Source organism: Bacillus carboniphilus (assembly GCF_020524035.2).
Lineage (GTDB): Bacteria > Bacillota > Bacilli > Bacillales > JAIVKR01 > Bacillus_CC.
On sequence record NZ_CP129013.1, the window covers coordinates 1,823,752 to 1,846,521 of the forward strand.

19 protein-coding genes, 1 pseudogene, 1 riboswitch and 1 other annotated feature are annotated in these 22,770 nt (G+C 36.3%); of the genes and pseudogenes, 9 read left to right on the top strand and 11 right to left on the bottom strand.

Features of this window, described 5'->3' with window-relative positions; translation table 11 throughout:
- Positions 1-10 precede the first annotated feature (10 nt).
- The 4 genes from leuS to LC087_RS09295 all read right to left on the bottom strand — a co-directional run bounded on the left by leuS (position 11) and on the right by LC087_RS09295 (position 5,818).
- Entirely contained in the window at positions 11-2,425 is a 2,415-nt protein-coding gene (gene leuS / locus LC087_RS09280; protein WP_226539114.1) for a leucine--tRNA ligase, read from the bottom strand.
- Between the two features lie 41 nt (positions 2,426-2,466).
- Positions 2,467-2,684 (bottom strand) — a binding site (T-box leader).
- Positions 2,685-2,817: 133 nt separating this feature from the next.
- On the bottom strand, positions 2,818-3,126 hold the full coding sequence (locus LC087_RS09285) for a DUF4257 domain-containing protein (RefSeq protein WP_226539113.1): 309 nt from the start codon (positions 3,124-3,126) through the stop codon (positions 2,818-2,820).
- A gap of 720 nt (positions 3,127-3,846) precedes the next feature.
- Complete coding sequence (locus LC087_RS09290) at positions 3,847-5,130, bottom strand: ABC transporter permease (protein WP_226539112.1); 1,284 nt, start codon at positions 5,128-5,130, stop codon at positions 3,847-3,849.
- Entirely contained in the window at positions 5,120-5,818 is a 699-nt protein-coding gene (locus tag LC087_RS09295) for an ABC transporter ATP-binding protein (RefSeq protein WP_226539111.1), read from the bottom strand. The genes LC087_RS09290 and LC087_RS09295 overlap by 11 nt, the downstream gene beginning before the upstream one ends.
- Before the next feature lie 118 nt (positions 5,819-5,936).
- On the opposite strand from LC087_RS09295, the gene LC087_RS09300 reads away from it, so the two are divergent.
- A complete protein-coding gene (locus LC087_RS09300) occupies positions 5,937-6,653 on the top strand; it encodes a nucleotidyltransferase domain-containing protein (protein WP_226539110.1) in 717 nt (238 codons plus the stop codon).
- Between the two features lie 26 nt (positions 6,654-6,679).
- Here LC087_RS09300 and LC087_RS09305 read toward each other — a convergent pair.
- Together LC087_RS09305 and LC087_RS09310 are read right to left on the bottom strand one after the other, a co-directional pair.
- Positions 6,680-6,840, bottom strand: a pseudogene (locus tag LC087_RS09305) (glycogen biosynthesis protein GlgD).
- A 12-nt stretch (positions 6,841-6,852) separates the two neighbouring features.
- Positions 6,853-7,116 (bottom strand): DUF2524 family protein, encoded by a 264-nt coding sequence (locus tag LC087_RS09310; protein WP_226539108.1) that lies wholly within the window; start codon positions 7,114-7,116, stop codon positions 6,853-6,855.
- 181 nt (positions 7,117-7,297) lie between these two features.
- On the opposite strand from LC087_RS09310, the gene LC087_RS09315 reads away from it, so the two are divergent.
- On the top strand, positions 7,298-8,257 hold the full coding sequence (locus tag LC087_RS09315) for a tRNA modification radical SAM protein MnmL/YtqA (protein WP_226539107.1): 960 nt from the start codon (positions 7,298-7,300) through the stop codon (positions 8,255-8,257).
- Positions 8,258-8,830, top strand: coding sequence for a tRNA 5-(aminomethyl)-2-thiouridylate-methyltransferase MnmM (locus LC087_RS09320; RefSeq protein ID WP_226539106.1), 573 nt, complete (start codon positions 8,258-8,260; stop codon positions 8,828-8,830).
- Positions 8,831-8,868: 38 nt separating this feature from the next.
- Here LC087_RS09320 and LC087_RS09325 read toward each other — a convergent pair whose 3' ends face one another.
- Positions 8,869-9,939 carry a tetraprenyl-beta-curcumene synthase family protein gene (locus LC087_RS09325; protein ID WP_226539105.1) on the bottom strand — a complete coding sequence of 357 codons (1,071 nt, stop codon included), beginning with the start codon at positions 9,937-9,939 and terminating at the stop codon, positions 8,869-8,871.
- A gap of 34 nt (positions 9,940-9,973) precedes the next feature.
- Positions 9,974-10,768 carry an alpha/beta hydrolase gene (locus LC087_RS09330; RefSeq protein ID WP_226539104.1) on the bottom strand — a complete coding sequence of 265 codons (795 nt, stop codon included), beginning with the start codon at positions 10,766-10,768 and terminating at the stop codon, positions 9,974-9,976.
- A 204-nt stretch (positions 10,769-10,972) separates the two neighbouring features.
- Between LC087_RS09330 and LC087_RS09335 the strand changes: the two genes are divergently transcribed.
- The 3 genes from LC087_RS09335 to LC087_RS09345 all read left to right on the top strand — a co-directional run bounded on the left by LC087_RS09335 (position 10,973) and on the right by LC087_RS09345 (position 13,508).
- Positions 10,973-11,491, top strand: a complete 519-nt coding sequence (locus tag LC087_RS09335) for a gamma carbonic anhydrase (RefSeq protein WP_226539103.1) — start codon at positions 10,973-10,975, stop codon at positions 11,489-11,491.
- Between the two features lie 292 nt (positions 11,492-11,783).
- A complete protein-coding gene (locus LC087_RS09340) occupies positions 11,784-12,320 on the top strand; it encodes a phosphatase PAP2 family protein (RefSeq protein WP_226539102.1) in 537 nt (178 codons plus the stop codon).
- A 45-nt stretch (positions 12,321-12,365) separates the two neighbouring features.
- Positions 12,366-13,508, top strand: coding sequence for a glycosyltransferase family 4 protein (locus tag LC087_RS09345; protein WP_226539101.1), 1,143 nt, complete (start codon positions 12,366-12,368; stop codon positions 13,506-13,508).
- A gap of 915 nt (positions 13,509-14,423) precedes the next feature.
- On the opposite strand, the gene asnB is transcribed toward LC087_RS09345, so the two are convergent.
- Both asnB and metK read right to left on the bottom strand, forming a co-directional pair.
- Positions 14,424-16,301 carry an asparagine synthase (glutamine-hydrolyzing) gene (asnB, locus tag LC087_RS09350; RefSeq protein ID WP_226539100.1) on the bottom strand — a complete coding sequence of 626 codons (1,878 nt, stop codon included), beginning with the start codon at positions 16,299-16,301 and terminating at the stop codon, positions 14,424-14,426.
- Positions 16,302-16,543: 242 nt separating this feature from the next.
- Positions 16,544-17,743 (bottom strand): methionine adenosyltransferase, encoded by a 1,200-nt coding sequence (gene metK, locus LC087_RS09355; RefSeq protein ID WP_226539099.1) that lies wholly within the window; start codon positions 17,741-17,743, stop codon positions 16,544-16,546.
- 198 nt (positions 17,744-17,941) lie between these two features.
- Positions 17,942-18,046, bottom strand: a riboswitch (SAM riboswitch).
- Between the two features lie 470 nt (positions 18,047-18,516).
- On the opposite strand from metK, the gene pckA reads away from it, so the two are divergent.
- Positions 18,517-20,103 carry a phosphoenolpyruvate carboxykinase (ATP) gene (pckA, locus tag LC087_RS09360; RefSeq protein ID WP_226539098.1) on the top strand — a complete coding sequence of 529 codons (1,587 nt, stop codon included), beginning with the start codon at positions 18,517-18,519 and terminating at the stop codon, positions 20,101-20,103.
- Positions 20,104-20,632: 529 nt separating this feature from the next.
- On the opposite strand, the gene LC087_RS09365 is transcribed toward pckA, so the two are convergent.
- Positions 20,633-20,875 (bottom strand): DUF2584 domain-containing protein, encoded by a 243-nt coding sequence (locus tag LC087_RS09365; protein ID WP_226539279.1) that lies wholly within the window; start codon positions 20,873-20,875, stop codon positions 20,633-20,635.
- Positions 20,876-20,981: 106 nt separating this feature from the next.
- Here LC087_RS09365 and LC087_RS09370 point away from each other — a divergent pair, with 106 nt between their 5' ends.
- Positions 20,982-21,971 carry an ABC transporter substrate-binding protein gene (locus LC087_RS09370; protein WP_226539097.1) on the top strand — a complete coding sequence of 330 codons (990 nt, stop codon included), beginning with the start codon at positions 20,982-20,984 and terminating at the stop codon, positions 21,969-21,971.
- A 21-nt stretch (positions 21,972-21,992) separates the two neighbouring features.
- On the top strand, positions 21,993-22,745 hold the full coding sequence (locus tag LC087_RS09375; protein ID WP_306020798.1) for an ABC transporter ATP-binding protein: 753 nt from the start codon (positions 21,993-21,995) through the stop codon (positions 22,743-22,745).
- Positions 22,746-22,770 lie beyond the last annotated feature (25 nt).

Below are 22,770 nucleotides of genomic sequence, written 5' to 3' on the forward strand. Positions count from 1 at the left end.
CTTTAGTTAATTAATTTGCTACAATATTCACTAGTTTCTTCGGGACAACAATTACTTTTCTAATCGTTTTACCTGCGATATTTTCCTTTATGCGCTCATCATCTAAGGCTAATTTTTCTAGTTCATCTTTTGTTGCACCCACTGGTACAGTTAGTTTTGCTCTTACCTTCCCATTAATTTGGGCAACAATTTCTACAACATCATCTACTAGTTTGCTTTCATCATATGTTGGCCAAGACGAATAGGTAATTGTAGTTTCATGACCAAGCTTCTCCCATAATTCTTCTGTAAGGTGAGGAGCGATTGGAGAAAGTAACTTCACAAAATCTTCAACATACTCCTTTGGAAGTGTCTCTACTTTATATGCTTCATTAACAAATACCATCAATTGTGATATGGCTGTATTAAAACGAAGCCCTTCAAAATCTTCGGTCACCTTCTTGACTGTTTCGTGAAACACTTTTTCAAGCTGCTTTGAAGATTCAGATGTTACGGTTTCTCTTAATTGACCATTATCGTCTACGAATAATCTCCAGACGCGATCCAAGAAACGACGAGCACCATCCAAACCTGTAGTCGACCAAGCGATTGAAGCATCGAGTGGCCCCATAAACATTTCATATAGGCGTAATGTGTCTGCCCCATGCGTGTCTACAATCTCATCTGGATTAACGACATTCCCCTTTGACTTGCTCATCTTTTCATTATTTTCACCAAGAATCATCCCTTGATTATAAAGCTTTTGGAACGGTTCCTTTGTAGAAACAACGCCAAGATCATAAAGAACTTTGTGCCAAAAACGAGCATATAGTAAGTGAAGGACAGCATGCTCAGCTCCACCTATATAAATATCAACAGGCAACCATTTTTTCAATTTTTCTGGATCCGCGATCATTTTGTCATTATTAGGATCAATGTATCTTAAGTAATACCAACAGCTACCTGCCCATTGAGGCATCGTATTCGTTTCTCTACGTCCTTTTTTTCCTGTTTCAGGGTCAACAACATTTACCCATTCTTCAATATTGGCTAAAGGAGACTCTCCCGTTCCAGAAGGCTTTATTTCTGTCGTTTTAGGAAGCGTTAAAGGAAGCTCACTTTCATCAACCGCTGTGATTGTACCATCCTCCCAATGAATAATTGGAATCGGTTCACCCCAATATCGTTGACGGCTAAACAACCAATCACGGAGACGATAAGTAACCTTCTTTTCACCAATGTTATTTTCTTCTAAATAACTAATCATCTTTTCAATCGCATCGACTTTATTTAACCCATTTAAAAACTGTGAATCAACAAGTGTGCCATCACCTGTATAGGCTTCCTCTTCTATGTTGCCACCAGAAACGACTTCTTTTATAGGCAACTTAAAGGTTTTGGCAAACTCATAATCTCTTTCATCGTGTGCTGGAACAGCCATAATAGCTCCCGATCCGTATGAAATTAATACGTAATCAGCAATCCATATTGGCATTTTTTCATTACTAACTGGATTGATGGCATAGGCACCAGTAAAAACACCTGTTTTTTCTTTAGCTAAATCTGTACGTTCGAGATCACTCTTCACTTTTACTTTTTGTTTATACGCTTCAACTTCTTCTTTTTGTTCGTCTGATACAATTAGATCTACGAGTGGATGCTCTGGTGCTAAGACTGCATAAGTTGCACCAAATAGAGTATCAGGTCTCGTTGTAAAGACTTCAAAGGTTTGTTCATGTTGATTTACTTGGAAGGTTACTTGTGCTCCTTCGGAACGACCAATCCAATTTCGTTGCATATCTTTAATACTTTCAGGCCAATCAACCTCTTCTAAATCTTCTAGTAGCCTGTCAGCGTATGCTGTAATTTTAAGCATCCATTGTTTCATTGGACGTCTTTCGACCGGATGCCCTCCACGCTCACTTTTCCCGTCAATGACTTCTTCATTTGCAAGCACAGTGCCTAATGCAGGACACCAATTAACGGCTACTTCATCGATATAAGCTAGTCCTTTTTCATAAAGCTTTAAGAAAATCCACTGCGTCCATTTATAGTAGTTCGGATCTGTCGTATTGACTTCGCGATCCCAGTCGTAAGAAAAACCTAAAGATTGAATTTGACGTCGGAATGTATCGATATTAACCTTTGTAAATTCTGCTGGATCGTTTCCAGTATCAAGTGCATATTGTTCTGCTGGTAATCCAAAAGCATCCCAGCCCATTGGATGCAAGACATTATAACCTTGCATTCTTTTCATACGAGAAAGGATGTCGGTTGCCGTCATACCTTCTGGATGGCCAACATGTAACCCTGCACCCGAAGGATAAGGAAACATGTCTAACGCATAAAACTTTGGTTTTTCATTTGTTTCTTCAGTTTTAAACATTTTCTCTTCTTGCCAAAAATCTTGCCACTTCTTTTCCACTTCTTGATGATTATAGCTCATTATGATCCTCCTTCAGACATAAAAAAATCCTCTCATCCCCTAAAAGGGACGAGAGGTTATCCCGTGGTACCACCCACATTATCGTAAAATGTTTTACGATCGCTTCTATCCGTAACGCGGATGACGACAAGCATTACTTTCATCACTTTCACACTTGTAACTCAAAGGGGAGTTCATAAAGAAACATGATTGACTCGCACCAACCGTCAACTCTCTTAACATGTACTTCTTCACTACTAGTCCTTATCACCGTTTAATCGAATATAATATTGAATTTAAGTATAATGAATTCTATATGAAGATGCAAGTAATGGTCTTAAAATGGGGATATAATTATGTTTTGAGGTGTTTTTGAGAGAGTAAATTTTAAAATGAGAAGAAAAATTTAAGCGTTATTGGTCTTTTTCATCCTTCCCTTTCGTATGATGATATTGTCTGATAAAATCAAATCCCCTTAAAACTGATTCCCCTCCATAACCTGCAACAATAGCTAAAATGACGACTTTTAAAGAAGAATCTGGTTCTGTCGTGAGTACGAGTAGAAAGGCGGCAATAATGGATGAAAGCAAATCTTCTAAAACACCTAGATAAATATATTTCTTTGTCATTCTTGGTTTTTCAACCTTGCCATGGACACTTACATGTCCTAATACCCCTATGATTCCAGCTACTAATGAAGTTAACACAAACTGTTCCAGCATAGCTCCACTCTCCTATTAGCCATTTTTTCAAGAAACGCAACGCAAGCTGATGAGATACCTTCCCCCTAATTCACGTGCGAAAAGCTTGGCCTTAAATGGTAACTGAAACAAACGCTTGTTTTACTTCCATTATATGATAGGTTCAACTGTTTAATCTTGAATAAAAAGAATGAATTTTCAGATTTTTCTTTATTTTTTTATGCATCTTTTGAACTATATTATAACAATTATAATAAGATAAGCCTTATTTCATCTGATATTTTCGATTATTCTGTTTAAAAAAAACTTCAAACCCTTAATGTAATATAAAAATATTTGTTGTCAATCAATATCACTATCTTAAAAAGAAAAGCGCAAGCGCCCGTCTAGCAACGAATGATGTGGAACGTCAACTAAGTACAGTCACGTCCTGTGACTAACGTTGACGCTAGCACCTTCTATGCATCGGAGTCGTTGGTTTTTGAGCTAGACAACGATGTTAGCACCTTCTTATAAAGGACAAAGTTTATACATTCTTACCTTTCTAATAAAATGTTCATACAACTTAATTATAACGTATACGATTCGATAAATGAGAATGAAAATCAAAATTGTTTATTTAGACAAAAATATTGACTCAAGGATGATTACTTATTACTCAACTTACAATTTTTTGTTAAAAAAAATCCAAAGACATATGAAGGTTCTTAGCCAAAATATATCTTTGGAATCACAATATATTTATATCTCTTTTCTTAAAGCAGATAACACATTCACCTTAGTTGCTTTTGTAGCCGGCCTTAATCCAGACACAATCGCTACAGTGATACAAATAATGGTTGCGCCTAGAACTAATTCAATCGGTATATAAGAAAACATTAAATCATCTGGTGTTTCACTTTCCAGCACTCCTTGGATGACCATCGGCAATACCATATTACATAAGGTACTTACGCCATAGGACAGTGCTACACCTATAGTAGCACCTAGAACCCCAATATACGCACTTTCTAGTAAAAACATTCTCTTAATTGATTGCGGACTCATCCCGATCGCTTTCATAATACCAATTTCTTGGGTTCGTTCGGTCACAGCCATCGTCATCGTGTTAAAAATACCGATCGCTGAAATAATAAGGGCAATGACACCTACAAATAATAGTCCTGCTTTAAAAACAGAAAAATATAAATCAATTCGTTCCATTTCTTCAGATATCGAATACACATAAAATCCGTCATCTTTTAATTCATTTGTTACGAATTTTACATCTTCAATATCTTGAGTATAGACATTAATCTCTTTAGGATTTAGCGAGCTTTCGTCACCGAAAAATGTAACAAAATCCTGCTTATATTCGGATGAAACATAAATATTAGGATCCTCTAAATAATCTCTTGATGGCTCTTCCGCAATTCCAACTATCGTGTAAGAAAATTCTTTAGTTTTAGTGCTTTCTACCTCTTCTTCTTTTTCTACTATACTGGTTATTGCCTTATCTAAAAGCTCCCCTTCATATCCTCCTTCAGGTATTTCACCTTCTTCTTCGTAAATTCGTTGCTCATCTTTAGTCCACAAATATTGAGCAAAAGAAGGTCCTACTACAACTTCATTTTTATTTTCAGGTAGCCTCCCCTCACTCAATGAAAAGTTTGACTTCTTTTCATCCTCGAAATTTACCAATTCAACAGCAGAATTACTTGTTAGCCGATCATCAAGGTGAGTCGTTACTCCCCATAATTCTTCTCTTTCAGTTACTACCTTTACTCCTTCAATATCTTTCATTTTATCGATGTCTTGTTTGGTTACTTCATCCCCATTTTCTTTCCCATGAACTTTAACAACCGTTAATAACTCTGTTTCTGCCACAACCTCATCTTTTACATATTTTTGTAAACCAAATCCAACAGATACTAGGACAATTAAAAAGGCACAGCTTATCGTAGTAGCTAACACAGTCATAAACAACCGCAAACGATTTTTTTTCATGTGATTTCGTACGAATGTGAACTGGTCATTAAACTTCATGTAAAACACCTTCTTCTTGTAAAATACCATCTTTTAGTTTCCACCTACGATGACTCGCTCTTGCAACCTCTTCGTCATGAGTGATCATTAAAAAGGTAATTCCTTTGACTGTATTTAAATCATGAATAAGAGAGAGTATTTCTTGTTCTGTCTCTGTATCTAAGCTACCAGTCGGTTCATCTGCAAATATCACTTTTGGCTCAGTAATCAAAGCTCTTGCAATACTCACCCGTTGTTGTTGTCCTCCAGATAACTCGTTCGGATAATGGTCAGCGTGATTGCTTAATCCTACATCCTCTAACATGTTACTCACTAATTTCTTTCTTTCATCGCTGTCCACTCCTTTAATTGTTAAAGGTAGTTCAATATTAGCGAAAGTCGTTAAATGAGAGATTAATTGAAAGTTTTGAAAGATAAAACCGATGTTCTCTAATCTGAACTTAGCCCACTCCCTCTCGTTAAACCTTGAAACATCAGTCTCATTTATCCCAATCATCCCTGACGAAGGTGATAGGTAGCCAGATAATAAATGTAAAAGTGTGGACTTTCCCGATCCACTCTTTCCAACAATCGTAGCCATTTCCCCTTGTTGAATATAAAAAGAAACATTTTTCAAAACATTTATATCATGTTCTTTCCCTCTTTTACCTACTTTAAATGAGTGGCATAGGTTGTTTACTTCAATCATTTTTATAAACCTCCTAAGATGTATTTGGTGTACTATTAATAATAGAACAGTTAATATGTATACTCTACTTGTTTGTACTATGATATAGTTTACAAAAAAGGAACAGTGAGCTGATTACATGGCAGAGCGGCTAAATGCTTATACAGCAGCAAAGAAATTCATTAATCATTATTTTGAAAATTGTGATGGAGCTATACTAGCAGGAAGTGTGGTAAGAGACAAAGCTACTACTACATCGGATTTAGACATTGTTGTTTTCGATCAAAACATAAAAGAAGCTTTTCGTGAATCGGTCATTCAATTCGATTGGCCCATTGAATTGTTTGTTCATAATTTGCAAACATACAAACGTTTTTTTCAACAAGATGTGGAACGAGCAAGACCATCGTTGCCTAGAATGGTAGCTGAAGGGAAGGTAATTAAAAGCTCTCATTTGATATTATCTATAAAAGATGAAGCAAGCGAAATCATAAAACGTGGACCAGCACAATGGTCAGAAGATACAATAAGACTAAAGCGTTACTTCATTTCAGATTCTCTAATTGACTTCATCGGTTCAACAGATCGCCAAGAATCTTTATTTATTGCCAATAAATTATCCATTATCGTTCATGAATTTGTGTTAAGAACAAATAAACAATGGATAGGTGATTCTAAATGGATCATACGTTCACTGAAAGAATATAATATCGCCTTTGCAGAAATGTTTGTGGAAGCATTTGAAGCTTTTTATCGAAACAATGAAAAAGACAAAGTAATTGAACTTGTAGACAATGTTTTAGATCCATATGGAGGAAGATTATTTGAAGGGTTTCAAATTGGAAAAGGAACTTGACGATACCTACAAGTTCCTTCTTTATCTTATTCCTGTCTTTGTTTTGATTTGATAGGTTGTGCTTTCTTAATGTTTCTTCCCTTTAGTTCTTTGACAGGATTATCGTCTTCTCCAACTCGATATCATTGTTGTTTATACCATTTTTCGTTTTCTGCTCCGGATTGTTTTGGTCTGAACGGTTTTTCATGTTCATCTCTCCTTAACGACGTAATAAAATTAAGTCATTTTGTATATCTTGAAGGCGCAACCTCATTCGATACATTTGTTCCTTTTGCTGTGGACTACTACTATTCTCCATCTTTATAAGGTCTTGAAAGCGCTGCTCAAGAAGTTGCTGAACTTGAGAAAATTCTTCTGAATTATAGTGTTCCTGCATAGCACCTTGTTCATATTCATGCTCAGCATATTCGATTGCCTGTTCACACTTAGTAAGTAATTCGTCAATTGAGGTCCGTGTTGCCAACGTAACTTCCTCCATTCGTTCATTCTTCACTTTTTATTCTGGATTGAAAACCTCGAATTACTCATTGAAAATGTTAACATCTTTTTCATTTGTTCGATTTCTTTCTACATGCTAAAATGCATTAGGATATAAAAACAGAGATTATTGATCATTTGCTCCTAAAAACAAAGGAGGTTTTTTTATGAGCATAACAAGCAACCCGTTTCCTTATGCAAGTGATACCAAACGATATCATACGTGGAATTACCACTTACGAAATATATTCGGCCACAAAGTATTTAAAGTAGCACTAGATGGAGGATTTGACTGTCCTAATAGAGACGGAACAGTTGCACACGGTGGATGTACCTTTTGTTCGGCTGCTGGATCTGGTGACTTTGCAGGGGACCGAGCTGATAGCTTAACAAAGCAGTTTAATGATATTAAAGACAAAATGCACGATAAATGGAAAGACGGAAAATATATGGCTTATTTTCAAGCCTTCACCAACACGCATGCACCATTAGAAGTTTTAAAGGAAAAATATGAGACTGTTTTAAATTTTGATGGTGTTGTTGGACTATCCATTGCCACTCGTCCAGATTGCTTACCTGATGATGTCGTCGATTATTTAGCAGAGCTAAATAATCGAACGTATTTATGGGTAGAGCTTGGTTTACAAACGGTACATGAAAAAACAGCTAATATCATTAACCGTGCCCATGATTATCAATGTTATGTGGATGGTGTGAACAAACTTCGCAAAAAAGGAATTAGAGTTTGTTCTCACATTATTAATGGCCTTCCACTCGAAGATTATGACATGATGATGGAAACGGCTCGTGAAGTAGCAAAATTAGACGTACAAGGGATAAAAATTCATTTACTCCACTTATTAAAAGGAACACCTATGGTCAAACAATATGAAAAAGGGATGCTCGAATTTTTATCACTCGAAGATTATGTAAATCTCGTTTGTGATCAGCTTGAAATCCTTCCTCCAGAGATGATTGTTCATCGAATCACTGGAGATGGTCCTATTGATCTAATGGTTGGTCCGATGTGGAGTGTGAACAAATGGGAAGTATTAAATGCGATAGACGATGAGTTAAAAAGAAGAGATAGTTACCAAGGAAGACTATACAAAAGGTTGGAAATATAAATGAAAATGTTACGAATCTTACCTTTTGCAAAACAACTTTTACAAATTATAGTTTTAAAAGGAGACATTGTCATTGATGGTACACTCGGAAATGGCCATGACACACTTTTTCTAGCCAAACTAGTAGGCGTGACAGGACATGTTTATGGCTTTGATATTCAAGAAACAGCCCTAACGAATACAAAAGAAAGACTCGTTAGTCATAACGCATACAGCCAAGTCAGCTTATTTCATTCTAGTCATGATCAACTAAGCGATCACCTTCCTGAATCATGTAAAGAAAAAGTATCAGCTGCCATTTTCAATTTAGGCTACTTACCGGGTGGAGATAAATCCATTGTGACAAAACCCGAGTCAACGATTTCAGCTATTGAACAACTTATTCCTATGCTAAAGCCTGAAGGAATCATTGTTTTAGTCATATACCACGGTCATCCAGAAGGGAAACTCGAACGAGATGAATTGTTAAACTACGTTTCCACAATTGATCAACAAAAAGCACACGTTTTAAAATATCAATTTGTTAATCAACAGAACAATGCTCCATTTGTGATCGCTATAGAAAAACGTTAACCTTCTACCCAAAACGGTAGAAGGTTATTTCTTATCCATTATGAAAAGCCAATCTTCTGTACCGTTCGGTAAGCTCGTCCATTTAAGTAAAAAAATAAAGACGTTCCTCCACTTGACCAAATGAGTTTCCTTGCTAATTTAGAAACCTTTTTTTGTGATGTTACTTTTTCGTCAGATAAGTATACCCCTAATAAACCTCGATTAATTAATCGATGAAAACGCTCATGAGGAATTCCTTTCAATTGTTTGTCAGCCATTTTCACAAAATGTTCTAAACGGTTAAGCATTTGCCGTTCGTTTGAAAAATAACTACAAAAATTCAAGTCCCCTTCTTTTCGGTCTTCCTCTTGATCAATTAAATAGTCCAGTAAAATATGTAGCCCTTGAATATAGGGGAAGTAGCTTCCCTTAATTTGTTTTGCGATTTCACTAGTAAGTTGATCTTGAAAAGCATACGCCACTAAACAAAAAATCCCAATCGTTGAGCCTGTACATGCGGAAAATTCATACCACTCCATTTTTGGAAGACGGTCTTTATAGCTCTTAAACCAATTTTCTAAACGTGGAACCCTCTCTTCTTGAATAACATGCTTATGAACTTGCAAATCACAGTAATATTGATTTAACTCTAATAAGTGTGGCTTAATTAAATGATAGTGCTTTAATGTTGCTAATTTGTTTTGACATTCTTTAACAAGGTTTGCTAAATAGCCTCCGTCCTGTTGTTCTTCTCTACACTGATAGTAGTTTTTTGTTTCTGCTCCAACTGTCAATGCATCACTCATTGAATAATGTAGCATTCGAAAATCATTAGGATCTAATGAATGGCTCCGATCGCATAAATTATCTAAGTAGTCACTGATCGTTTGATAGGCTACAATAAATTCAATACAATCCTTTTGAAAAGGAGAGGCAATGATCGAAAAAATCGACCCTCCTTCACAATGAAACGTTTTCTCATCGATACTTGATAAAGCTTGTTTACGAAGCTCTGGATCTGGAATGTTCTCTGCTTGCTCTCTCCATTTATTTAGCGTACGATGAACAATCGGAAAAATATCTTTATACACTTTTGTCATTAATTGCAGTGGGTATTGAGGAATTCTCATCTACTCTCTCGCTCCTTATAAAGGATACTAAAATTCAATTCATATTATAAGGTAATACGTGTTGTTGAACAAACCATTCAGCTAACTCAAAAACCTGTTCTCGTTTTTCTTCATTAAAAATTTCATGGTAATAACCTTCCCACTCTTTATACATTTTTTCCTTTAAGTCAACTTCATTAAACCATTTACGAACCTTTTGTTTATCAACTACTTTGTCTTCTCCTCCTTGTAAAACAAGTAAAGGGATATCAGGAAACTTCTCAATTTGCTTATACGCTTCTTCAATAGCCAACATTAACTCACGATACCACCTTACCGATATTTTCCTTACATATAAAGAATCGTTTTGCTCAAAATGTTGAATTTCTTTATTTCTAGTAACCATATCTACCGTCAATTTCGGTTGATATTTTAATGAGGGTGTAAAGATATTCATCCCTCTCGATAAAAAGTCAACGATCTTCGACGGTTTTTGCATAATCCCTAAACATGGAGAGGATAAAACAATACAATTTATGTTTACCTCTGTTTCTTGAAGACTTCGAATAGTGACCAACCCCCCCATACTGTGACCTAAAAGCGCAATTGGTAACTTATATGTTTGAGCCTCTCTAATCCAATTACCTACTTCTTCAATATACTCATCAAAGGCTTCAATATGTCCTCTTCTCCTCGTTGTTAATCCTTGGCCTGGCAAGTCACCCATTATTACATGGTATCCTGTTGATCTCCACATCTCAACTAGCCACTTGTACCTTCCATGATACTCAAAGGCTCCGTGAACAATAACAATGACTGCTTTAGGCTTATCCGCTAACCACCTTTTCAACCTTCTCCCTCCTTCTTAGAAAATAGTTAAGAAATACAAACTTGGATGTGTCACAGTGTTCTTCTATAGAGATACACACCTTAAAAAAATCTCGATTTTTAGTCAATGTTCACAAGAATAAATACTTACCTTTTTCCATTCAATTATTTAAAGATATAATGAATAAGGATATTACATAACTTATTTAAGAAAGGATGTTTTAACTTGATCTATCCTTACAAAGAGTTTATACCAAAAATCGCTGATACAGCTTATATTGCAAATTATGTCACAATAACAGGTAACGTGAAAATTGGCGAGTACACGTCAATTTGGTTCAATACCGTAATTAGAGGTGATGTCGCTCCTACCATCATTGGTGACCGTGTGAACATTCAAGATCAGTGTTGCCTTCATCAAAGTCCTAACCATGATTTAATTATCGAAGACGATGTAACAGTTGGACATCAAGCGATGCTACACAGCTCGATTATTCGAAAAAAAGCGTTAATTGGAATGGGCTCAACAATTTTAGATGGAGCAGAAATTGGCGAGGGGGCATTTGTTGGTGCAGGAAGTCTTGTGCCTCCAGGCAAGAAAATACCTCCACATACTTTAGCATTTGGCAGACCCGCCAAAGTCATACGACAATTGACGGAAGAAGATAAAAAAGATATGCAACGTATTCGGAGAGAATATGTTGAAAAAGGGATGTACTATAAGGAAATGACACCTATTGAGTAAAATTGTGAAGTGACTTTGTAAAAATTGTTTTTTCAATAGAAAACCTATTCCTATGTTTGTCACTTCTTGTGACAAACATAGTTCAACAACGTAACTTGTGAATGCTTTTTGTGTCAAAGAAAACCTTCAACTAGTTTATGATAATAAACGTAAGAGTAGATAAAAAAATTACAAAAACCATAAAAATCTTAACATAACTTTTGCATCACCAAAAAAATCCTTTGCTAAAATTGACATACTATTACTCTGTAGAGGGGTTAATTTAATAATAAAGAAAAAGGGGTTTAAAACGGTGACAAAATTTATAGATAGTATCCATGCGTTTGAGTGTCAGATTTTTCGTTTCATAAACAGTCATTTTGAACAAAAAATTTTAAATATGTACTTTCGATCTGTAACTCATCTTGGTGGTGCCACATATACAATAATGGCCTGTCTGTTTTTCATTGTATTTATGAAAGACCCCTTTCAATTAGCTGGAATAGCTAGTGGTATCGCTCTTTTATTAAGCCACATACCTGTTGCCATTATTAAAAAATTTTATCCAAGAAAACGACCTTATTTATCTATATCTGATGTAAATATCCCCAAAAATCCATTACAAGACTACTCTTTTCCATCTGGACATACAACAGCTATATTTTCAATTACCATTCCGTTTATGGTCCTATTTCCATATACAATATTGTTTTTACTTCCTTTAGCAATGAGTATTGGACTTTCAAGAGTCTTTCTAGGCCTCCACTATCCTTCAGATGTTCTAGCCGGATGTGTCTTAGGAACAACAGTAGGTTTGGTTAGTGTAAGAGTAATTGAAGGACTCATTTAATATATTGATTGAAAAAGGAAAATGGAATAAGGAGGGATTCACAAAATGAAAGTTGCTATTTTTACTGACACTTATGCTCCTGAAGTAAATGGAGTAGCAAAAACATTAAAACGTTTTACTGATCACCTATCAAAAAGAGGACACCTTTTCAAAGTATTTGCACCTACACCCGAAACAAAGGAACCGTTAAGCTCAAACCATATTCATCATTTTACTAGCTTTCCTTTTATCTTTTATCCAGAGTGCCGTTTTGCTTTTCCTAATATGCTATCCGTAAAATCACAATTGCAAAAGTTCAATCCTGATATTATTCACGTAGCTACACCATCCAGTGTTGGTCTATGTGGGCTTCACTATGCAAAAAAATTAAATTATCCTCTAGTGGGTTCCTATCACACGAATTTTGATCAGTACCTTGAGTATTACGACTTACAAATTTTCTCTAAAATTTTATGGAAGTATATGCACTGGTTCCATCAACCTCTTGAAAAAATTTTTGTTCCTTCTCTATCTACGAAAGAACTCCTCCTAAGTCAAGATTTTCAAAACATTCACATTTGGTCTCGAGGCGTAAATACACATTCTTTTCACCCTTCAAAAAATAAAAAACAGCAGTTGAAAGACCGCTATCACATTAAACAACCTTATTTACTTACGTATGTAGGTCGACTAGCGCCAGAAAAAGATATCAAGACTTTATTATCAATTATGAAAAAACTTTCCTCTAGAAGCGATGTTCATTGGCTCATAGTTGGTGACGGACCATCAAAATCCTTTCTACAGGAACGTTCTCCAAGTAATGTAACCTTTACAGGGTATCTTTCAGGTGAAGAATTAGCTATGGCGTATGCTAGCTCAGATACTTTTGTCTTTCCTTCTTCAACTGAAACCTTTGGAAATGTTGTATTAGAATCGTTAGCATCTGGTACTGCAGTTGTGACTGCAAATGCTGGAGGGGTGAAAAGCATTATTCAAAATAGAAAAACAGGAGTATTATGTGAACCAAAAGAGACTGAGGATTTTACAAATGCTATTAATATGTTATTAGATCACCCTTCTTTAAGGAAACAAATGGAAAAAGAGGCTCGTAACTATGCTTTGACCCAAGAATGGGAGCAAATATTAGATAACTTAATTGATGAATATTTCGAAGTGATTAATCAGAAAAAAATAATCAAATATGCATAAGAAAAGCGCAAGCGCCCGTTTAGCGACGCAGGTGCTTATAGACCCCCGCATGAGATAAAGGAAACACGAATAGCCGCAGGCTTCGATGTTGACTTATCGTAGAGAGGAGGGCGAAGCAACACCAGTCGCTGGGCGCTGGAGCTAGACAAAAATAAAAGCACCATCCGAATAAGGACAGATTTTTTATACTTTCTTACTCTGTAAGAAAAGCGCAAGCGCCCGTTTAGCAACGAAGGGGCTTGAGTACTCCGTATGAGATAAAGGAAACACGAATAGCCGGAAAGCGGAGGATCTACTAACTACTGCCACGTCTTGTGGCAAACGTAGATCCACCTCCCTCCTGGAGGCGTCTCCGTTGACTTATCATAAGGAGGAGGGCGAGGGATAATGAACGTCAACTAAGTTCAGCCACATCCTGTGACTAACGTTGACGCTAGCACATCGTGTACGTCGGAGTTGCTGGGCGCTGGAGCTAGACAACGATGAAAGCACCATCCGAATAAGGACAGATTTTTATACTTTCTTACTCTGTAAGAAAGGCGCAAACACCCGTCTAGCGACGCAGGTGCTGATAGACCCCCGCATGAGATAAAGGAAACACGAAAAGCCGGAAAGCGGAGGATCTACTAACTACTGCCACGTCGCGCGAGCAAACGTAGATCCACCTCCCTCCTGGAGGCGTCTCCGTTGACTTATCGTAGAGACATTGGAACATCAACTAAAGACGCCCACGTCCTGTGGGCAACGTTGACGCTATCACTTCCTGTGAACGTTTCTGGGCAATGGAGCTAGACAAGAATTAAGGACCTATTTATATACTCCCTTACTCTGAAAGAAAGGCGTAGGTACAACTTTAGCCCCACCTCCATAGCTAAAGGAATGGAGGTGGGGCTATTTTTTATGACTTTCAAGAATTTAAACAAATAACTTTTTTTCATCGATTTTACTATCTTGTTCAACAGCCATTTGCAGCCATAAACAGAAGCAAAGAACGGTCCATAATTTTCGACTATGATCTTTCTTTTCCATACGATGCTCCTCAAGTAAAGATAAAATATAATCTTTATCCATGAAAAAGCCAATTGGCGATTCTGTTATGACTTCTTTTGCCCAATGATACCTTGTCCCTTTTAGCCACACACGAATCGGTACTGGAAATCCAAGCTTTCTCCTATTGACCACGTGTTCAGGAATAATATCAGCAAAAGCCTTTCTTAATATTTGCTTGGTCCCTACTTTCGATACTTTCTCTTCCACTGCCAATTTTGAGGCTACCTTCCAAACTTCAATGTCTAAAAACGGTACGCGAAGCTCTAAGGAATGAGCCATTGACATTTTATCAGCTTTAACTAGAATATCACCTCTAAGCCAAGTCATCATATCAATGTATTGCATTTTTGATATATCATCTAAATGCTTCACATTATGATAAAGAGGATTCGTGACATCTGTAAATGAACTTGAAAGAGTATGACTAAAAAGGGATTGCTTCTCTTTATCATTCGCAAATATTTTTGCGTTACCGATGTAACGTTCTTCTAATTGAGTATTCGCTCTTTGCAAGAAACTTTTTCCTTTCATTCCTTCGGGAAGAACAGTTGCTATTTGGAGAAGGGCCTTCTTCAATCCGTTAGGAATATTTTTGAAAGGGGCTATACTAAGAGGCTCTTGATAAATATTATAACCACCAAAGAGTTCATCTGCTCCTTCACCTGATAAAACTACCTTTACATGTTTACTAGCTTCTTTAGCAACAAAATAAAGGGGGATAGCAGCTGGATCTGCAACAATATCATCTAGATGCCAAATAATTTTCGGTAATGCTTCGAAAAATTCTTCTTCACTGATCGTATATGGAAAATGATCCACTTTTAATGTTTGAGCAGTTTTTATTGCAACATCCATTTCACTGTAACCAGTATCAGCGAAATCTACACTGAATGTTTTTATAGAAGGTGCTAGTTTACTTGCTATAGTAGCAACTATAGTTGAATCAATTCCACCCGATAAGAAGGAGCCAACTGGAACATCACTTCGCATATGATAAGAAACTGATTCTTCTACAGTTTCTCTTACTTCCTTTATTAATCGATCTCTTTCTACAGACTTTGGGTGGAAATTTGGATGAAAATATTCTACAACCTGCAAAGACTCATTTGGGCGCCATGTAAAGTAACTTCCTGGAGAAATTTTGGATATTTCTTTTACAATTGTGTTTGGTTCGGGTACGTACTGAAAAGATGTATAGTGTTCCAGAGATTGTTCATTTATGCTTGAATTTTTTAAGAAAGGCATTAACCCTTTTGATTCAGAAGCAAAAGCAATCCCTTGTACCGTTTCAATCATGTATAAAGGTTTAATCCCAAAATAGTCCCTTGCTCCAAATAATTCATTTCGCTCTGTATCCCAAATAAGAAAAGCAAACATCCCTCTTAATTCATGTACCACTTTTTCTTTCATTACTGAATAAAGGGCCACAATCACCTCTGTATCACTATTAGTATTTAATGTAACTCCTAGATCCTCTAGTTTCTTTTGCAACTGTTTATGATTATATATTTCCCCATTAAAAACAATCCAATAGCGACCATCTCCAAAGGTAAGAGGCTGTTTTCCTCCAGCTAAATCAACAATACTTAATCTTCTAAAAGCTAACGAAATATAATCATTATGATAATAGCCTTCATCATCAGGGCCTCGATGTATAATTTTACGACTTGCCTGTTCAATGTGCTCAATACGTTGTTCTTTATATTTTTTACTATGATCAAAAACACCTATAAACCCACACATTAACTTTTTCCTCCTTATCAAATTGTATCTATAATTATTCCAAAGATGGCTATAGTTTTAGTCAATAACCCATTAATTATATAAGAAAAAAAGAGCAACTTTAAAGTATCAAAAAAAAAACATATTTTATTAAATTATTCCCAAAATGCATTACTATATGGGGTTATAGCGAATAAATTTTTTCAAAAAAAGTGACTTCTGTTAAAAATAGAAGTCACTTTTACATAAATTTCACTCTTTATTTAGTTTTGTGCTTGTGCTTTTAATTGACTTGCTTTATCAGTTCGTTCCCAAGGAAGATCAATATCTGTTCGCCCAAAATGTCCATAAGCAGCAGTCTGTTTATAAATAGGTCTTCTCAAATCTAACATTTTGATAATCCCAGCTGGACGCAAATCAAAGTTTTCTCTGACAATATCCACTAGAATATTTTCAGGTACAATTCCTGTTCCGAATGTATTAATAGAAATTGAAACAGGCTGGGCAACACCAATGGCATAGGCTAGTTGAACCTCACATTTATCTGCTAACTGTGCTGCGACTATATTTTTAGCAACATATCTTGCTGCATATGCAGCAGAACGGTCTACTTTCGTAGCATCCTTTCCTGAAAATGCGCCTCCACCGTGGCGAGCATATCCACCATACGTATCAACAATAATTTTTCGGCCTGTTAGTCCTGCGTCTCCTTGAGGTCCACCAATAACAAAACGGCCAGTTGGATTAATAAAATATTTCGTGTCCTCATCGATTAGCTCTTTTGGAACAACTGGATCAATGACATATTCCTTTAGGTTTCTTTGGATTTGTTCTAATGAAACTTCTGGATGATGTTGAGTAGAAATCACAATGGTATCAATACGAACAGGTTTATCATTTTCATCATATTCAACAGTAACCTGTGTTTTTCCATCTGGACGCAAATAAGGGAGAATCTCTTCTTTCCTAGTTTCTGTTAAACGTCTAGCAAGCTTATGAGCTAAGGAAATAGGAAGAGGCATATATTCTTTTGTTTCATTACATGCATAGCCAAACATTAACCCTTGGTCACCAGCACCAATTGCCTCAATTTCCTCATCACTCATTTGACCTTCTCGTGCTTCTAATGCTTGGTCTACACCCATTGCGATATCAGCAGATTGTTCATCGATCGACGTTAAAACGGCACATGTCTCAGAATCAAATCCATATTTTGCTCTTGTATATCCAATTCCTTTAACTGTTTCACGAACAATTTTAGGGATATCCACATATGTATTTGTCGTAATTTCACCGGATACCAGTACTAAACCTGTTGTTACAGATGTTTCACAGGCTACTCGAGCATTTGGGTCATTCTTTAAGATTGCATCTAAAATTGAATCAGATATTTGATCACAAATTTTATCAGGGTGTCCCTCTGTTACTGATTCAGATGTAAATAAGCGTCGTAAGTTTGTCATCAATACTCCTCCTTAAGTTATATATAATCATGACGGATGATTCTTCTCTTATATAAACAGAACTCTAAAGGAACAATACTATTATTCCCTTTCATTCAACAGGTATTTCCCTAAATTGCAAGCAAAAACATCACAGAAATAAAAAAACCTTTCCATCATAATAATGAGGAAAGGGGGTGTTTACATCGTTTCCTTTCACTCTTATCGATCAAGGAATGTCCTTGCATCAGGTTAGCACCTTTTCACTACGTGAAGGTTGCTGGGTTTCATTGGGGCTGTCCCTCCACCTGCTCAGGATAAGAGAATATCCGTTTAAACATCTTAAATCACAAATGCCCTTTATGTCAAACTATACGTGTCTCAACTAATGAAATGTAAGGGTCATTACTTAACAAAGAAGGCAGTCGATTAACTCCATGACCTACTTTTCTCTTCAATAATACTTCATACAGTAACTAGACCATACTTCACCCACGCCTTCAAGTCACCCTTTAGAACTCATAATTTAACTCGACTTAAAGTTTTATTGTTATACAACAAATATATTGCCAATCAAACCATAAACCGATTTAAACATCCCACTAATAAATATCCGACAAAGCTAAAAAATAGGTTTCACTCTTCTTTTTACTGACACAAACTAAAGCTACATATAATTAAAGGTACTTTATCCATTTAAACTTGGAAATTTTTCTTTAATTAGTATAGACTATTCATTTAAATGTGTTATACTATTTATAATCATTCAACTACTATAAAAAGGATGGTATACCATGAATAAAGTAGATATTCGCTCTGAACTGAATCATTTGGTCAATAATCCAAATACTTATCATAATTTACCGGTCTCTCGTCTTGTTGAACTCGTTTTAGAAAGAAATGAAGGAATATTGACTTCCACAGGTGCAATCCGTGCAACCACTGGAAAATATACAGGTCGATCACCTAAAGATAAATTTATTGTAGAAGAAGAAAGTGTAAAGAATAAAATAGATTGGGGATCAGTTAATCAACCGATCTCTGAAGAGATTTTTGAAAAACTTTATACAAAAGTGATCGACTATTTAAAGGCAAAGAATGAACTTTTTTTGTTTAAAGGGTTTGCAGGAGCAGATTCAAAATACAGATTACCCATTCAAACTATTAATGAATTTGCATGGCATAATTTATTTGCCCATCAATTGTTCATTCGAGCAACAGATGAGGAATTAGTTGACCATAAAAACCCATTTACAATTATATCTGCACCTACTTTCAAAGCAGATCCAATTAAAGATGGTACTCATTCAGAAGCGTTTATTATGGTTTCTTTTGAAAAACGCATTATTCTAATTGGGGGAACTGAATATGCGGGTGAAATGAAAAAATCGATCTTCTCAATTATGAACTACTTACTACCTGAACAAGGTGTCTTATCTATGCATTGCTCTGCAAATGTAGGTCTAGAAGGGGACGTCGCTTTATTCTTCGGACTATCAGGAACGGGAAAAACAACATTGTCTGCCGATCCAAATCGCCGTCTAATCGGTGATGATGAACACGGTTGGTCTAACTCAGGTATCTTTAACATTGAAGGTGGTTGCTATGCAAAATGCATCAAACTTTCTCATGAAAAAGAACCACAAATTTTTGATGCCATTCGTTTTGGTTCAGTCTTAGAAAATGTCGTGATTGACGATAAAATGAGAGAGGCGGATTATGATCGAAGTGACTATACGGAGAATACTCGTGCTGCCTATCCTCTTGAAGCAATGGATAACATTGTGTTACCTAGCGTAGCAGGACACCCATCAACCATTATCTTTTTAACTGCTGATGCAACAGGAGTCTTACCTCCTATTAGTAAGCTTACTAAAGAGCAGGCCATGTATCACTTTTTAAGTGGTTACACAAGTAAATTAGCAGGTACAGAAAGAGGAATCACCTCTCCTGAAGCTACATTTTCTACTTGTTTTGGTTCTCCTTTCTTACCTTTACCCGCAACCGTATATGCTGAAATGCTTGGTAAAAAGATTGACGAATCTGGAGCAAAAGTGTTTTTAGTTAATACTGGATGGACTGGCGGCGCTTACGGTAAAGGAAAGAGAATGAAGCTCGAATATACTCGCGCTATGATTCATGCAGCATTAGACGGTGAGTTAGACCATATCGAGACAATAAAGGATGAAATATTCGGACTAGAAATTCCAATGCATGTACCAGGAGTTCCTGATAAGGTATTGTACCCTATACAAACATGGGAAGATCAAGGTGCTTTTAAGAAGTCTGCGGAACAACTTGCTACCTCTTTTAAGGAGAACTTTAAAAAGTTCGATAATGTCGCTGAGGATATTAAAAATTTCGGTGGCCCCGTTTTATAATTGTTTAAAAAAGAGCTAATTATCATTTTTTTGATAAATAGCTCTTTTTATTTTCCGAATGCGTCGCTATACGGGCGCTTCCGACGCACAGGAGGTGCTAGCATCATCGTTGTCCACAGGACGTGGGCGCCTTTAGATGATGTTCCACTTTCATACGATAATTCAACGGAGACGCCTCCAGGAGGGAGGTGGATCTATGTTGCCACAGGACGCGGCTGAACTTAGTAGATCCTCCGCTTTCGGGCTATTCGTGTTTCCTTTATCTCATGCGGCGATGAACAGGAGGTTCTAGCGTCAACGTTAGTTCGCGCGTCGTGACTGTACTTAGTTGACGTACCTTTTCACCTGCGTCGCTATACGGGCGCTTCCGCCTTTCTTTTGTCTAGCTCCTGCGCCCAGCGACTGGTGTTGCTTCGCCCTCCTCCCTACGATAAGTCAACATCGAAGCCTGCGGCTATTCGTGTTTCCTTTATCTCATGCGGGGGGCTATAAGCACCTGCGTCGCTATACGGGCGCTTCCGCCTTTCTTTTAATTGGTGGTATTTAAAGATATGAGTTCATATGTGAGGATTGTCTGTTGTTCTTCTAATTCAAGCTTTGTTATTGTTGCATACCCATTCGGCTCGCTTTCTCTCATTTTACGAACTTCTAACGGTATATTTAAGGGATAAAGTCGGTAACCGTCCTTTTTTAATTGAAAGATATTTTTATTTAAACGAATTTCCTTCCCTTTTGTTACAATCATTGTATTTAGTTCCAATGGCATTCCCATACTACTCCCCCATTTCATGATTTTATAGGCATTTATCACACTTTCCCTCTAACTTACATACAGTAAATAAAAACATATTTCATGAGCATAGAAAGGATAAATCATCATGAAAAAAATTATCTATTCCATTGTATTCGTCTGTCTCTTTAGTTTAACACTAAGTGGCTGTGGACAGTCAAAAACTGAAGAAATTCGTGTAGCAGAGGTAACACATTCTATATTTTATGCCCCCCTATACGTAGCCATAGAGAAAGGTTTTTTTGAAGAAGAACAAATTAATATAGAGCTCACCACAACTTGGGGTGGGGATAAAACCATGACCGCTCTTTTATCTGGAGGATCCGATATTGCCTTAGTCGGGTCTGAAACATCCATTTATGTGTATAATCAAGGTACAGATGATCCAGTGATTAACTTTGCCCAGCTTACACAGACAGATGGTACATTTCTTGTTTCTAGAGACGAAACCGAAAGTTTCTCTTGGAATGATCTAAAAGGAAGTACTTTTCTCGGACAAAGAAAAGGCGGAATGCCTCAAATGGTTGGTGAATTTGTGCTAAAACAAAAGCAAATAAATCCACATCATGATTTAACGTTGATACAAAATGTCGATTTTGCCAATATCGCAAATGCCTTTGCATCTGGTACAGGAGATTATGTTCAATTGTTTGAACCTACTGCGAGCATCTTTGAACAGGAAGGGTTAGGCCAAATTGTCGCCTCCTTCGGAAAAGAATCTGTGCAAATTCCATATACGACTTTTATGAGTAAACAAAGTTATTTGAAAGAGAACGAAGAATCCGTTCAACGCTTTACAAAAGCACTATTTCGTGCACAAACATGGGTAGCTGAACATTCTGCACAAGAAATTGCCAAAGTCATTCAACCACAATTTAAAGATACTTCTTTAGAGATAATAGAAATAGTAATTGAACGATATAAAGAGCAAAACTCTTATTCACTTAATCCGATTCTTGATGAGAAAGAATGGAATAACCTTCAAATTATTATGGATGAAGCAAACGAATTGAGACAATATGTAGACCATGAAACACTAGTAAAAACTTCCATTGCTAATGAGGTTAGTGGACAATGAAAAAAAAAGAACTATTTAACTATTGAACATGTTTCTCACACCTTCTTCACTAAGGATACATTTACACATGTACTTGAAGATATCAACTTCACAATAAATAGAGGAGAATTCATATCATTTTTAGGGCCGAGCGGGTGTGGAAAGACAACCTTGTTATCAATTATCGCTCAACTAATAAAACCAACAAACGGAAACGTCTTACTAGAAGGTAGGAACATTTCTCTAAAGGAAACACAAATAGGTTATATGCTTCAACAAGATTATCTATTTCCTTGGAAAACCATTCAAGAAAACATTTTACTCGGGTTAAAAATATCAAAACAATTATCTAATGAAAAAAAAGAACGAACCTATCAGCTCTTAATGGATATGGGACTTGAATCGACTATAAATAAATTACCCCAGCAACTTTCAGGGGGAATGAAACAACGAGTCGCGTTAGTAAGAACGTTAGCTACAGACCCGTCTTTATTTTTATTAGATGAGCCTTTTTCTGCTATTGATTTTCAAACTAAATTAAAATTAGAGGACCTTGTCTTTACAACCTTAAAAAAATATCAAAAGACCATGATTTTAGTAACACATGATATTGGAGAAGCCATTGCCATGAGTGACCGTATTTTTTTATTTTCAACAAAACCTGGACAAATAAAAAAAGAAGTTTTAGTTAACAAAGAATTAAGTGAAACGACACCTTTCCATGCAAGACAAACTTCCTCCTACAAATCTTTATTTCAACATTTATGGAAGGAGATTGAACAACTTGACAATTAAGGACAATCAAATACTTCACCAAGCT

Bases quoted from the DNA above. Each gene is read 5' to 3' on its own strand.
- LC087_RS09300 (WP_226539110.1), top strand. From the start codon at position 5,937: ATGGCAGAGCGGCTAAATGCTTATACAGCAGCAAAGAAATTCATTAAT.
- leuS (WP_226539114.1), bottom strand. From the start codon at position 2,425: ATGAGCTATAATCATCAAGAAGTGGAAAAGAAGTGGCAAGATTTTTGG.
- pckA (WP_226539098.1), top strand. From the start codon at position 18,517: ATGAATAAAGTAGATATTCGCTCTGAACTGAATCATTTGGTCAATAAT.
- LC087_RS09295 (WP_226539111.1), bottom strand. From the start codon at position 5,818: ATGATTGAAGTAAACAACCTATGCCACTCATTTAAAGTAGGTAAAAGA.
- LC087_RS09365 (WP_226539279.1), bottom strand. From the start codon at position 20,875: ATGGGAATGCCATTGGAACTAAATACAATGATTGTAACAAAAGGGAAG.
- LC087_RS09290 (WP_226539112.1), bottom strand. From the start codon at position 5,130: ATGAAGTTTAATGACCAGTTCACATTCGTACGAAATCACATGAAAAAA.
- metK (WP_226539099.1), bottom strand. From the start codon at position 17,743: ATGACAAACTTACGACGCTTATTTACATCTGAATCAGTAACAGAGGGA.
- LC087_RS09325 (WP_226539105.1), bottom strand. From the start codon at position 9,939: ATGAGAATTCCTCAATACCCACTGCAATTAATGACAAAAGTGTATAAA.
- LC087_RS09285 (WP_226539113.1), bottom strand. From the start codon at position 3,126: ATGCTGGAACAGTTTGTGTTAACTTCATTAGTAGCTGGAATCATAGGG.
- asnB (WP_226539100.1), bottom strand. From the start codon at position 16,301: ATGTGTGGGTTTATAGGTGTTTTTGATCATAGTAAAAAATATAAAGAA.
- LC087_RS09315 (WP_226539107.1), top strand. From the start codon at position 7,298: ATGAGCATAACAAGCAACCCGTTTCCTTATGCAAGTGATACCAAACGA.
- LC087_RS09345 (WP_226539101.1), top strand. From the start codon at position 12,366: ATGAAAGTTGCTATTTTTACTGACACTTATGCTCCTGAAGTAAATGGA.
- LC087_RS09320 (WP_226539106.1), top strand. From the start codon at position 8,258: ATGAAAATGTTACGAATCTTACCTTTTGCAAAACAACTTTTACAAATT.
- LC087_RS09370 (WP_226539097.1), top strand. From the start codon at position 20,982: ATGAAAAAAATTATCTATTCCATTGTATTCGTCTGTCTCTTTAGTTTA.